The following is a 13724-nucleotide window of genomic DNA, read 5'->3' on the forward strand; positions in this document are numbered from 1 at the left end:
ATTAATATTTTATCATAACTCTTTGTAATCGTAAAAAAAACACCAAAGTCCTAGTATCTACTTGGTGTTTTTTTATGCTTTCATATTTTATTTTATAACCTTAAGATTTGCTATATTCTCCATATTTCTAGCTGTTACTATTTCTACTGTTGCCAAGTCTTTTCTCATATTTTCAACTTTTGCTGAAAGATGAGAAATTTCATTACACATATTATCATGTTCTGCCTTATTAGTTATTGCCTTATCTTCAAGTATTCTTAAAATTCTTCCATGTTCCTTTTGCTGAATTTTTATAAATTTTACATCTTCCTTTAAACTAGATATATCTTCTTTTATTGGATTTAATTTTTCATCTAGCAAATTACTAATTGCACTCAATATATCTTTATCCATTAAATTCACCACCATAATTTATTTATACATATATATTATCATTAGATTTATATTACATCAACTAGAAATTCATTCCAGTTTAGTATAAATACCTATACCAAAAGACACTAGTAACTTTCATGCTAGCTACTAGTGTCTCTTTAATCACCTTTAGATTCTCACATCTAAATTTCTTCCTAAATTAGGGTCAGCTGATTGCTCTAACATTTTTGTCATTTCCGCTGCATTTTCTTTTCCCGTATTTAAAGCTAATTTCATAACAGACAAACTAGCTTGCTCCATAAGCTTACTTTGCCTCATTGTCATTGATAAACCTGCTATATCCATATTACCCCTCCTTGTATTAATCTATATATCGTAGCAAAAATAAAAAACCTTAGAATCTTTAGCATATCACTTAATTAAAGAGATTTTAAAAGTTCTATTATATAATTTGGCTGCTGATTAGCTTGAGCAAGCATAGCCTGTGCTACCTGCTGAAGAATACTATGTCTTGATAAATTCATAATTTCTTTAGCCATATCGGCATCTCTTATTCTAGATTCTGCTGCAGTAAGATTTTCAGAAGTATTTTCTAAATAACTTATTCTATGTTCTAACATATTTTCAGATGCTCCCAAACTAGCTCTTTGTGAAGATACATCATTTATGGCATCATCTAATATTTTAATAGCAGAAGATGCATTTTCTTGATTAGAAATATCCAATGCATATTGTGAATTACTACTAGTATCATTAGTTACATTTTTAATTTTAGTATACTTTGCAGTAACAGTTCCATCCTTAGAAGTTACAATTCCATCTGCAGTATCTCCACTTATTTTTAAAGCTTCAGATCTCATATCCTTTATTCCTACCGAACACTCTTGTCCTTTATTAGCACCAGTTTGGAGGATTATATTTGATAAATCTCCTTCACCTCCATTTAAAAGCTTTCTAGTATTGAACTCAGTGGTGTTTCCAATTCTGTTTATCTCTGAAGTTAATTGATTTAACTCTTCTTGGAGTGCTTTTCTATCTTCTGGTGAATTGGTATCATTAGCTGCTTGTACAGCCAATTCTCTCATCCTTTGTAAAATTGAGTGAGTCTCATTTAGTGCTCCCTCTGCAGTTTGGATTAGGGATATGCCATCCTGTGTATTTCTAGCCGCCTGTTCCAGCCCTCGTATTTGCCCTCTCATTCTTTCTGATATAGCAAGTCCTGCAGGATCATCTGCAGCGCTATTTATTCTAAGTCCAGAAGAGAGCCTCATCATAGCCTTACTACACATATTTGAATGGAACATTATGTTTCTATAAGCAGTCATGGCATTTATATTATGATTTATTATCATTTGATCTTATCACCTCCTATTGCAATTTTACCTTGAGTATTTCACTCCATGAATTACTTCCCCATAACTATGAGTATTAAATATTTTAAACCTTTCATACTGTTTTTTGTAAGTAACAGTTACCCAATTTACCCAATTTCGTCTGCTAATATACTTAGCTCATTTAGTATTTCTCTAAAACAACTATCATTAATACTTTTACTGCTATCTTTTCTTTCTCTCATAGCCTTGTAAAATTCATTTATTGTTGCATAATCATATTCTTTGTGAAATCTCGCATTTAGAATTATGCCCGTAGCAAATATAAAAGTTTGTGCAGTTACATCTTTATAAAGATATTCCTCTCCATGCAAAAAATCCATTTTATATACTTTATCTTTTCCTCGAACATTCTTAATTTGAAAAATAGCATTAAATTTATCATCAATTTTAATACTATTTCTTTTTATATTAGGTTCATTTTTTTGCATTCTTGATATGCTTGTATCTAGTTTTTTCCTCCTAGATTCCTCTGTAGAATTAAATCTTTCAAATACTTCAATGCCTATGTTAAAATTTTTCAAAAAATTTTCATATGTATACTTATCCGATATACACTTTTTCATTATAATCATATGTATTAGTTCCTCTTTCATAGTATCTAACATATTCTGTCTATATCGTACCCACTGTAGCTCTTACTCTAATGCTATTTTTAATTCTTTTTTTCTCTTTCTTTTATTCTCTCATTTACCTTGTTATAGCTTGGCACTGGGAAAATTTTCACCCCTGGGATGCAGGTGGGGCACCGTAGCTAGCTAAAAGTCTCCTTGACGATTACCTTTGCTGGACTTTCACCAGCTAGTATGGTCCAGCTTAGCTGGACGTGCCCCCTGAGGTCGTAACAAAAAGGATGTAGCGAAGCGGAAGACTTTTTTTGTTTGCTAATGCTGCCTTAAAATATTTATTAAATTATAAAAATAATATTTTTTATTTCTACTCTTGCCATCTGAATAAATAATTTGCTTTTCTTCTAACTTATTCAAATACACTCCTAATGTACTGCTTGGAATATCAACTATCTCTAATATTCTTTTCTTGGTAAATATAGGTCGTTTAAACATTACATTAACTATATCTATTAATTTATTTGAATTTATTATTTTTCTACTCTCTTCTATAGTTATATTATATAGTTTATCTATCTTCTCAATTAATCTTATATTTTGATTTGCTTGATTTATAATAGCAGTTATGAAAAACTTTATCCATACATTCCATCTTTGTGATGCTAGCATTTTGAATTTATCATCATCATTGGAACCTTCAATTCTTATATCATTTAACAACTTATAATACTTAAATTTATCTTTTTCTAAACTTTCACTTATAAAGAAATTTGGAGAATCAATAAAACCCTTATCAAATAAATATAGTGGTATAAGTATTCTACCTATTCTTCCATTACCATCTAAAAACGGGTGTATAGTTTCAAATTGAGCATGGATAATTGCTATTCGTATTAAATCATGTAAGTCATCCTTAGGCTCATTTATATATTTTTCTAAATTACTCATATATTCAGGAACTCTCTGTGGTTCTGGTGGTATATATGAAGCAGTTTGAATTGTACATCCTTCTGGCCCTATAAAATTCTGTATTGTCCTAAATTCGCCTGAATTTCTATTTTTCCCCCTTACATCACCAGATAATAGTATCTTATGCATTCCCTTAATTAGCCTTGCTGATATAGGTATTCTTCTTATTAAATCTTCCCCAACTCTTAAGGCTTCAGAATAATTTAATACCTCCTGAATGTCATTTGTTTTTTTATTTTCATCAGCCTCATATTCAAGCATATCATCTAAAGTAACTTGAGTTCCTTCTATTTTAGTTGATTGTATTGCTTCCTGTAATGTTATAGGTGCTAATAATAACTCTGGATCTATTTTAGATTTATTTAATAGCACTTGATATATCCCTACTAATTTGTTTGCTTCTAATAATTCTTTAATAAATTCATTAATATTAATTAAATCATCTATAGGTAAATTAAAAGGCTCATATGCTTTTGCCATATTATCCCCTCCAATATAAATTCGTTGATTTTTGTTATATACTATATATATTATAACACTTACAACAAAAAATAAACATTTTTTGTTGCAAAAATCAAACTTTACTATTTAATATTTCTTAACCACCAGATACCAGGTAGCCTAGCGAGAGAAGAGAAATAACCGAGCTTGCTATTTTTTAGGTGAAGAAAAAATCTTCCCTTTTTTGAGGAATTTTTATTGACACTAACATTTAAAATGATACAATTTATATGAAACTATTTGCTTATATCTAATTTTTATAGAAGAAAGGGGACTCTTATGAAAGAATTTGAATTAACTATTGAATATCTAAAAAAAGGTTCTGATGAAATATATGAAAAAGAAATTTATGTAGATTTAGATGATTATATTGAAAGTTATTCAGAAGATTCTTTTCATTTACAACAACAATATTCTATTAAAAAGGTTGAAAAAGAAATAAAGCCTACAAAAAAAAATTTTCTTTTAAATTTGATCAATACACAACTTAGCAATAATGAAGAATTGCATTCCAATATTGATTTACTTATAAGTGAAATTAATGAATGCATTAATGAACTTGGAGAAGAATTTGAAAGCTATTCTAATGATTATGACTAAATAATTACATACATAATAAATATCCACCAGCTAAGCTAGTGGTTTTTCTTAAGCCCTATAAGGGCATTTTACCAGCATTGTGCCTTAAGGCACGTGTAAAAGTATCGCCAGCCGCAATTTAACTGTTACTTGCCACCCTTAAAAGGGTCCATATATTCTTTAATACTTATTTGGTCGGCGATCATATCTTCATTTTGTTGATTTTTTATATACTCTTCTATCGCCTTTTTATTTTTTCCTACTGTATCCACATAATAACCTCTACATCAAAAATGTCTGTTTCCATACCTATATTTTAAATTTGCAAATTTCTCAAATATCATTAAACTACTTTTTCCTTTTAAAAACCCTACAAATCCTGATACACTCATTTTTGGTGGTATTGATACAAGCATATGTATATAATCTTTACATGCATTGGCTTCTATTTTTTCTACTCCCTTACATTCACATAACGTTCTCAATATTTTTCCTATTTCTTTTTTCTTTTTTCCATATATTTCTTTCCTTCTATATTTAGGTTCAAATATTATATGATATTTACATCTCCACTTAGTATGTGCTAAGCTATTATTGTCCATTTTGGGCAATACCTCCTTTGATTTTAGATTGGCTGACGAAACCATTTCTATTTTATCAAAGTGAGGTATTTTTTTTCAACGCTTAAGCTTTTCCGAACACACCTGCATAGCAGGTGGTTTTATTTATAGACAATGAAAATTTTAAAAGCTTTACTTTTAAAATCCACCCAATTTGATATTTGAACTTTGTTATCTGATATCTATAAAAAAAGCCAGGGAAACCCGGCTTTTTTATATTATCTTAATAATTGAAGAACTCCTTGAGGTTGTTGGTTAGCTTGCGGACCATCAAATACCTTTCAGTATCTGCTAGACTATATCTTTAGCCTTTGTTTAATTAATAATTTATAATTAATAGTTTTGGTGAAAATTCAGCAAGCTGAATTTCTTCATTAATTATTCATTATTAATTTTTAACTATTAATTATCAATTGCTTAACTCGTTCGTCTTAGTCATTGAACCTTCTCCAACCTTTTGGCACAGGAGCTTGAGCTGCTTAAGTATCCTTTTTAAATTTATATAATCACTTTTTAACAATAAAAATCACCTTTACATGTTCCTTAGACAAAACCTACCACAAACCACCAGATACCAGTACTCTAGCGAGGGAAGAAATGACCGAGCTTGCTATAAGTTTCTATACATTTGTCCGATTAACCCTTAAATAACCATTGAATAATATATATATTAACACTATAATAATATTATAATACTTTAAAATAGGAGGTGCAAAGTGTCTAAAATAACTGCAAGTGAATTAGAAAGAAAAATTTATGAGTTAGAAGAGGTACGAGTTGTTATTAGAGTCGATAAAAATCAAGAATTTAAGGATTACGATTATTCTAGAAAAACCGCTACTAATACTAGTATATCCGAATGGTTAAATACTAGAGTAAAACCATTATTAGGGACAGATGTACAAGTTGACGTTATAGACGGAACAGGTAATAATCCACATGGTAGGACTAAAATTGAAAATGTAAGAAATAGTTACGTAAAATAAGGAGGATTTTTATGTTTAATAATAATCAAGTAGAATCAATTCCAGAAAAATTAGGTTTATCATATAGATGGTTAAACCCTGAAAGTGGTGCTAATGTTATAATAGTTGAAAATGTTATAGAATTCAAACCGTTTTCTAATTGGATAACTGATTTACGAAACAACAAAAAATATCATTCTGATACTATTCGAAAATTCCAGGAATTATGTCGAGAATTAGCAAATAAATAATAAACAATTATGCTATTTCAGAAGTAATACTTGGTATATTTAGCATCTCAATTACTTTAAATATTATTAATAAACAAAGCTCACATAAGTTAAGGTGTATTTTTTCTTACACATATTGACTTGTATTTTATTGTATACTTGTAATTTTACATCTCTATATTACAAAAGAGAGAAGGGTGTAACGTAGAAAAAAACTTTTTTGTATTTATTAGTGAGTATTTTTAATAAAATGGGCAAATGATGAAAAATATATGAATCAGCAATGTATATAAATGAATTAAATCACCTATGAAATTATATACTTCATAGGTGTATATTTTAAAAAAATCATGAACTAAAAAGTTGTTGACATATACATACGCTAACAGAATAAAAATAGAGTTAATCATTTCATTTCCTTACAGAATAATTTTTATAAAAAGGGTCAGAGCTTTCACTCTGTTACTTTTATTTATTCAACATTCTCCTAACGTCGAAAACCACCACATACCAGACAACCTAGCTATTAGCTATTGATAATAACTATTGAATCCTTTACTAGTTGTTCAAATTCATCATAATTCTCCAATTGAGAATCCATAATTAAATCAACAATTTTACAATTTATATGTGGTTTAAGTGCAAAAATATCATATCCTTCTTCCTCCAATTTTAAATTGCAAATTTCTCAAATATCATTAAACTATTTTTTCCCTTTTAAAAACCCTGCAAATCTTAATACACTCAATCATATGTATATGATCTTTACATCTCCATTTATTATGTGCTAACCTATTAGTATCTATTTTAAGTAATACCTCCTTTGATTTTAGATTGACTAACAAAACTATTTCTATTTTATCAAAGTGAGGTATTTTTTTTCAACAATTAAACACCTGCATAGCAGGTAGTTTTATTTATAGACAAAAGAAGCCAAAGCTTTCACCCTGACTTCTTAATAATTCTTTTTTTAATTCTTTTATAAATCTATCAATTATAGGAAACTCCTTCTCATTACTTCGAATGAGTAAGTTCCACTAACTAAATCGTAGATTTAGAGTGTCACTTATCTTAATAATTGAAGAACTCCTTGAGGTTGTTGGTTAGCTTGCGGACCATCAAATACCTTTCAGTATCTGCCAGACTATATCTTCAACCAAACAAAATAATTGGATATTTAATATTTGCTATTTGTACTTTGCTTTGGTTGTCGGGCACTTCGGGAAACCTCATTCCCTACAGACCTCATGAACATACAATTAATAATTTATAATTAATAGTTTTGGTGAAAATTCAGCAAGCTGAATTTCTTCATTAATTATTCATTATTTATTTTTAACTATTAATTATCAATCGCTTAGCTCGTTCGTCTTACTCGTTGAACCTTCTCCAACCTTTCGGTACAATAGCTTGGATGCTGATTATCCAAGCTACTTTGTTTTTCAACCTATCACGCTTGTCCTTTCAAACTACGCTGTAGGAAAAGTAGCTTAAAGAAGTTCCAGCAATTCAACCGGTTTACAATAAGGATTACTCCTTGAGGGCCCCTTGAATAGTAAACCTATGAAACTCTGCCTCCTCTCGTCGGTGTAGTAAGTTCGAATAACTAAATCAAATATTTAGATTCTCACTTATCTTAGAAGTTGTAATACTCCCTGAGGTTGACTATTTGCTTGAGCCAACATAGCTTAAGCTGCTTGAGTATCCTTTTTCAATTTATATAATCACTTTTTAACAATAGAAATCACCTTTACATGTTCCTTCGACAAAACCTACCACAAACCACAGATATCATGTAACCTAGCGAGGGAGTGGAATGACCGCGCTTGCTACGTATTAATTCTTTATTAAAATAGCCATATATGCCATAGTATTATATCCATTTTCTTTAAATAGCTCAAATGTATTATCAAAAAATATATTATTATGTTCTATAGCTCTTGAAAAAGAATAAACAAGTCTTACAATCAATGCTTCATCCAATTTTTTATTATAAGTAGCCATTCCTATTAGAAGCATTTTAATAAGTGAATAATGTATAGCTAGCTTCATATAGTCATCAAAGACTTCCCCTTTTGAACTTATAGGAAATATTTTTTTAAATACATAATTTACAAGAAGATTCTCAAAGATATATTCATGTTCTCTCATAAAAGGCTCATAATAATTTAAATATCCTTCTTTGTATCTTTCTCCTATATCTTCTACTTTAGCATCGTCAGTATACTTTATGCCCTTTAGGAACTCAGCAACACATTTTACATACGACTGAATATTTGGTGAAATTACTATAGAAAATCGCTGATCATTGAACTCTTTCATAAGTTCCATCTGAATTGTTAAATTAGTTGGAATATCACTGAGTAATTCTTTTAATTTCCGATTTTCAATACTAATATTGTATTCTTCTATAAGTGTAGGTATTTCATGAACTCTATTACTATCCAAATACTCCTGCACTTTTTTCATGAATAATCCTAAAATAATTAGCCTATCTGTAAGTGAATAATTCCTATTTTGGAGTAGAGATATACTAAATATTCTAAGAGGCCAAAAATATCTCTTTACGTTATTAGCATTTTGGATACTATTGGTATTTATTTTATAAAGAATATTATGTTGAATTTCTTCTTGCTCTTCAATTTCATCAAATTCCATGATATTAGAATTTAACAAAACTAATCTCGCTGTTTCTGGACAAGAAAGCATTACTGATTTTTCATATATTCCATTAATTATATTTGTAACCCTTGGATATGTCATACAAACCTTAGATAGATACTCCCCTCCAAGTTTCTTATGTATACTACATAGTTTATCCTCTTGTAAAAAAGGACAACAACCATTCTCATCCATCTTTATTTTTGCATAATCGCTAGAAGAAGGATTAGAACGATTTCTAGTTACATTTTTATCTAATAGAGACTTTAAACATGAATCCGAAGCCTTTCTATATTTCTTGTACGTATTTTCATCTATCCTTACCTTCCAACCATAACAACAATTATCTTCACACTTAGTACCTATACATTGGAATTGTTTCATATATTGTGGAGTTAATAATATCCTTTTTTTCATTATAAAAACTCCTTACTTAGATTATTTTTAAATTTAAATTAATTAAGGAGCCAGAGTTTTCACTCTGACTCCTTAATATTTCTTTTATAAGTTTAACAATTATCTTAATAATTGAAGAACTCCTTGAGGTTGTTGGTTAGCTTGAGCAAGCATTGCTTGAGCTGCTTGAGCAAGTATATTGTTCTTGCTGAAGTTCATCATTTCTTTAGCCATGTCTACGTCTCTAACTCTTGATTCTGATGCTTGTAAGTTTTCACTTGAAGTATTTAAGTTAGCAATTGTATGCTCTAATCTATTTTGGTATGCACCAAGTTTTGATCTTTCAGCTGAAACTGATTCAATTGCTTTGTTTATTGTTGTAATAGCAGCTGATGCAACTTTTTGTGAAGAAACATTTATACCTAAATCCTTATTTGATGTACCAGCTGTTACTGTAGTATCAGTTGGTACTGCAGTAGTTGCATCTAAAGCTGCAGTTAAATCAGTTCCATCTGCTATTTCTAATTTTACTAAACCTGTTGATTCTAATGCTTTTGCCACATCAGCTTTTGTAGCAGTGATTGCTCCAGCAGTAGTACCATCACCTGCAGCTTGCGCTAATGTAATTGTTATAGTTTTTCCATCAGCACTAGCTTTTGCTGTTGTCTCTTTAACTGCTGTTTTTACATCTTTATCACCTAAAGCAGTGTATGTGATTTTAACTTCATTTTCAGTTAAGTTCTTAACTCCTACTCCTGTTACACCTGCTACATCTACTTTATCACCAATTACGCCTTCTACACCTAATTTATTAGCACCCATACCATTAATCTCTAATGTAATATCTTGTCCTTCGTTAGCTCCTATATGGAATTTTCCTTGGAAATCTCCACCTAAAAGATTTTGAGTGTTGAATTCTGTAGTATCAGCTATTCTTGTAAGTTCTTGTGCTAATTGGTCTACTTCCTTTTGAATTTCTCCTCTATCTACTGCTACGTTTGTATCGTTTGATGATTGAACTGCAAGTTCTCTCATTCTTTGTAGAATTGAATGAGATTCATTTAATCCACCTTCAGCTGTTTGGATTAATGAAATACCATCTTGAGCATTTCTTGAAGCTTGGTCTAATCCTCTTACTTGCGCTCTCATTTTTTCAGAAATAGCTAATCCAGCAGCGTCATCTCCAGCTCTGTTTATTCTTAAACCTGAGCTTAATTTTTCCATTGATTTTCCTGATGCTACTGTGTTAGCTGTCATCATTCTATGAGCGTTCATAGCGTTCATATTGTGGTTAATTATCATAATAAATTCCTCCTTGAGTTTAAAGTGCACTTCCCTGCGCACTATTTTTTATTTATAGTTAAGCTTTTAGCTTACTAACAATTTTTAAGTTGAGAATTTAGAGTATACAGTTAAAAATGTTCTTATTTCTTCTTAGCTTTCAAATTCTCTTTAATGATTTTAACTACTGTTTACTTACAATATAAAGTCAATCTTATAATAAACATTTCTCTCTTGCTTACTTTAATTATCGTATTCGCTCACTTTACCTTTACACCTTTTTTAATATTTTTTTATTTTTTTATAGTTTTATTTAATCCTAAGACATTCCCATTTGTGAATACAACCAATTACTTTGGGCATTCAAGTTATTCATATTTCTCTCCAATACAGCAAACATATTATAATATTTTTCTTGCTTTCTATAAATTTTCTTTTCCATTTCCTTTATAGCCTTGTTTCTTTTTTCTATTTTATTAGATAAGTCATTATTTGTTACCCATCTAGTATCTTTGTAACCAGCTTTTTGAATTAAAACACCTTCTGAACCTATATAGCTTTTAAAGGTCTCCTTAAATCTTTGAAGTATTCCTTTTTCATCGTCATTATCACTAATTTGAGTAAATAATTTTTGAACTTGATCACCTTTTGTTTCTAGTGCTTCTTTAAGTTTCGCTTCATTTAGTTTAAGTTTTCCCCCGTCTTTCCATTTACTAGTAGTTTCTATACCTATTTCTTGAGCACTTAATCCAGCTCCCTCTACGGTGCTATAAAAAGTTTCTCTTAAATTCGTGAGTAAACTAGAAAGACTAGCTTCTCTAGAAAGTATTCCTTTTTTAGCTTTTTCTTCCCATCTTTTTATTTCGTCATCACTCAATTCCTTCTTTTGATCTTCTGTAAGTGGCTTGAATTTATATTCTCTTTTCTCATCTACTTTAGTTTTAATTTTATCTATTAATGAATTATATTTATCAATAAATTTTCTGAATTTTTCTATTTTATCTGTGGCATCTGGTTTTACGTCTATGTTTACTTCATCATTAACATTAGCGTCATCTATGTCATATTGGATATTGTCTATGGTAAAAATATTTTTATCAAAAGTTTTAGATTCAAAATACTCAGTTTCTCCTGGCGGTTTAATAGATACCTTAGCATCTTTACCAGTAAAACTACCATCTATTTTTAGACTTTCAGCTGGAGTTCCTGATATGCTTAAAGTTTCAATAGCTCCCGTCTCCTTAGTTTCAATTGTAAATTTTCTAGTAAGTTCACTAAAGCTTATATTTATATGATTGCCTAAAGGATCTTGACTATCACTACTAAGTTTAGTATTTCTAATATCATTTAAAAAATCACCTATAGATTTGGTATTATCTACATTTACAGAAAATTCTTTGTCACCTACTTTGTCACCTACTTGAAACTTCATCGTTCCACTGGAAATGCCAAGAGTTTTTAGACTAGTATTTAAGTCTGTTCCTTCTGCAAGCGCATCACTTTGTTTTCTAGCAGTTTCTGCTACTTGTAAAACCTTCACTGCATAGTTTCCTTTTGCAGCTCCACCTAGAGCAATAGCTTTAATCTTATTTTCATCACTACTTTGAACCTTCAATCCTGAATAAGCTAAATTTGACATTAGATTAGTTTCTTCTGGAGCTAATATATCTAAATATGAGTTATAAAACTCTTTTAAATCATTGATTATATCTATGTAAGCCTCTTGTTGCCATTCCTCTACCTGTCTCCCTTGCTTCATTTGATCTAATTTCATATTATCCCCAGCAACCATCTTTTTGACCATACCATCAATATCCATTCCTGTGGCTAGACCTGTAATTCTGCTATAATCTGTATTGCTATTACTCGTTCCATTTATTTGCATAAAATCACCTCCATTATATTTTTGTGCTAAAGAAATTTCTATTAACTATAGAATTTTTATTATAATTCTTATTGGCACTGTTTTTAACTTTCATTTTGTTCATCTCATGTTTTGCTTGATCTTTTTTGTGCCATGCTAATTTCGTCAACGTTTCTTCATATTTTACTAAATCTATTTCTTTACATATATCTTTAAACTCATTTTGTGTATATTTAAACTTATCTATAGATGATATAACTTTTTGCCTCTCTTCTACATAAGCATCCACATTTTCTAATTGCTCTTTCTCTATGCAATTTATTAACTTTTGCGTCAATTGCTTATATAACAGGAGTTTTTCTTTCAATTGTGTATTAAATTGAAACACCCCCTTTTTCAATTCCCATTATCCAATCACTAATCTCCAAAATATTAAATTAGCTCACTTATCTTGGAAATTTGGGATTGGCAATTGTGATTAAAATAAATGTACTATTTTGCACCTTTAGAAACCTTATAGGCCTGCTCCCACATATCCTTTACTTCTTCAATAAGTGGTATCACTTCATTCATTATTTGCAAATCTTTTTTAAGGTTAGCTTGTACCAAACTATCTATTATAAACTGATAAACTGATACTAAATTCTTTGCCCATTCTCCACCCTTATTTACATCTAAGGTTACCATTAATTCATAAAATATATCTTGAGTTTTAACTATATTTTCGTGAGCTTTTTTTACATCTTTATCAACTATAGCTTGCCTTGCTATTTTAGAAAACTTAACTGCTCCATCCACCAGCATTAGTAAAAGTTGTTCTTTTGAAGCAAAGTTCACACTATTATTTTTGTAGGCATTATATGCATTTGCATGTCCACCGTACATTCTTATTCCTCCTATTTTTTAATGTCTATAAACATTCCTCTATCTTCATTATAATACTCTACTTCTTCTTTGTAGGCATCCACATCAATATCTTGTGATTTATACGCTTCTACTTCTAGCTTGCCTTCTCCTTTTTTAAATTTCTTAAGTCTATAGGCAAAACTTCTGTCTTTAGGAGTATCTTCACTTTTGTCATGGTTTATTCTTATTTCGTCTTTTCTGTGCACAACTCCTGACTTTGTAGTGTCTTTCACTCTTTGTCTAAGTTCTGTGTCTATTTTATTTAATCGAAACTCCATAAAAACACCCCCCACGTTTAGTGGGCTAGGGGGCTAGGGGGCTAGAGGACTAGAGGGCTAGAGGGCTAGTGTAATTTTTTATACATTTGATATGTATAAAAAATTTATTTCCCGTCTATAATGTAAATATAGTATTTAT

15 protein-coding genes and 1 pseudogene are annotated in these 13724 nt (G+C 29.9%); 3 read left to right on the forward strand and 13 right to left on the reverse strand.

The window, feature by feature from the left end; all coding sequences use genetic code 11:
* Positions 1-87 precede the first annotated feature (87 nt).
* From C1715_RS13220 to C1715_RS13240, 5 genes are all read right to left on the reverse strand, one after another.
* Positions 88-393 carry a hypothetical protein gene (locus tag C1715_RS13220; RefSeq protein ID WP_102400945.1) on the reverse strand — a complete coding sequence of 102 codons (306 nt, stop codon included), beginning with the start codon at positions 391-393 and terminating at the stop codon, positions 88-90.
* 150 nt (positions 394-543) lie between these two features.
* Positions 544-720 carry a YjfB family protein gene (locus tag C1715_RS13225; protein ID WP_102400946.1) on the reverse strand — a complete coding sequence of 59 codons (177 nt, stop codon included), beginning with the start codon at positions 718-720 and terminating at the stop codon, positions 544-546.
* A gap of 74 nt (positions 721-794) precedes the next feature.
* Complete coding sequence (locus tag C1715_RS13230) at positions 795-1727, reverse strand: flagellin N-terminal helical domain-containing protein (protein WP_102400947.1); 933 nt, start codon at positions 1725-1727, stop codon at positions 795-797.
* Positions 1728-1855: 128 nt separating this feature from the next.
* Positions 1856-2332 carry a hypothetical protein gene (locus tag C1715_RS13235; RefSeq protein ID WP_207654978.1) on the reverse strand — a complete coding sequence of 159 codons (477 nt, stop codon included), beginning with the start codon at positions 2330-2332 and terminating at the stop codon, positions 1856-1858.
* A 318-nt stretch (positions 2333-2650) separates the two neighbouring features.
* Complete coding sequence (locus C1715_RS13240; RefSeq protein WP_102400949.1) at positions 2651-3784, reverse strand: Fic family protein; 1134 nt, start codon at positions 3782-3784, stop codon at positions 2651-2653.
* Between the two features lie 300 nt (positions 3785-4084).
* On the opposite strand from C1715_RS13240, the gene C1715_RS13245 reads away from it, so the two are divergent.
* Positions 4085-4405 (forward strand): hypothetical protein, encoded by a 321-nt coding sequence (locus C1715_RS13245; RefSeq protein WP_102400950.1) that lies wholly within the window; start codon positions 4085-4087, stop codon positions 4403-4405.
* Positions 4406-4530: 125 nt separating this feature from the next.
* On the opposite strand, the pseudogene tnpA reads toward C1715_RS13245, so the two are convergent.
* Positions 4531-4986, reverse strand: a pseudogene (tnpA, locus tag C1715_RS13250) (IS200/IS605 family transposase).
* 734 nt (positions 4987-5720) lie between these two features.
* Here tnpA and C1715_RS13255 point away from each other — a divergent pair.
* Together C1715_RS13255 and C1715_RS13260 are read left to right on the forward strand one after the other, a co-directional pair.
* Positions 5721-5990, forward strand: coding sequence for a hypothetical protein (locus C1715_RS13255; RefSeq protein ID WP_102400951.1), 270 nt, complete (start codon positions 5721-5723; stop codon positions 5988-5990).
* Between the two features lie 11 nt (positions 5991-6001).
* Positions 6002-6220: a hypothetical protein gene (locus C1715_RS13260; RefSeq protein WP_102400952.1), complete on the forward strand. Its 219-nt coding sequence runs from the start codon at positions 6002-6004 to the stop codon at positions 6218-6220.
* Positions 6221-6725: 505 nt separating this feature from the next.
* Here the strand turns inward: C1715_RS13260 and C1715_RS19495 are convergent.
* From C1715_RS19495 to C1715_RS13290, 7 genes are all read right to left on the reverse strand, one after another.
* Positions 6726-6869, reverse strand: a complete 144-nt coding sequence (locus C1715_RS19495) for a hypothetical protein (RefSeq protein WP_180964089.1) — start codon at positions 6867-6869, stop codon at positions 6726-6728.
* A gap of 1166 nt (positions 6870-8035) precedes the next feature.
* Positions 8036-9277, reverse strand: a complete 1242-nt coding sequence (gene fliB / locus C1715_RS13265; RefSeq protein ID WP_207654979.1) for a flagellin lysine-N-methylase — start codon at positions 9275-9277, stop codon at positions 8036-8038.
* Positions 9278-9376: 99 nt separating this feature from the next.
* Entirely contained in the window at positions 9377-10558 is a 1182-nt protein-coding gene (locus C1715_RS13270; protein WP_102400954.1) for a flagellin N-terminal helical domain-containing protein, read from the reverse strand.
* A gap of 298 nt (positions 10559-10856) precedes the next feature.
* On the reverse strand, positions 10857-12422 hold the full coding sequence (gene fliD / locus C1715_RS13275; RefSeq protein WP_102400955.1) for a flagellar filament capping protein FliD: 1566 nt from the start codon (positions 12420-12422) through the stop codon (positions 10857-10859).
* A 13-nt stretch (positions 12423-12435) separates the two neighbouring features.
* The gene (gene fliT, locus C1715_RS13280; protein ID WP_207654980.1) at positions 12436-12738 is read right to left on the reverse strand and encodes a flagellar protein FliT; all 303 of its coding nucleotides are present in this window, start codon (positions 12736-12738) and stop codon (positions 12436-12438) included.
* A gap of 155 nt (positions 12739-12893) precedes the next feature.
* The gene (fliS, locus tag C1715_RS13285) at positions 12894-13286 is read right to left on the reverse strand and encodes a flagellar export chaperone FliS (protein WP_102400957.1); all 393 of its coding nucleotides are present in this window, start codon (positions 13284-13286) and stop codon (positions 12894-12896) included.
* Positions 13287-13297: 11 nt separating this feature from the next.
* Positions 13298-13585: a hypothetical protein gene (locus tag C1715_RS13290; RefSeq protein ID WP_102400958.1), complete on the reverse strand. Its 288-nt coding sequence runs from the start codon at positions 13583-13585 to the stop codon at positions 13298-13300.
* Positions 13586-13724: the final 139 nt, after the last annotated feature.

The sequence above is a fragment of the Haloimpatiens massiliensis genome (genome assembly GCF_900184255.1).
Taxonomy (GTDB): domain Bacteria; phylum Bacillota; class Clostridia; order Clostridiales; family Clostridiaceae; genus Haloimpatiens; species Haloimpatiens massiliensis.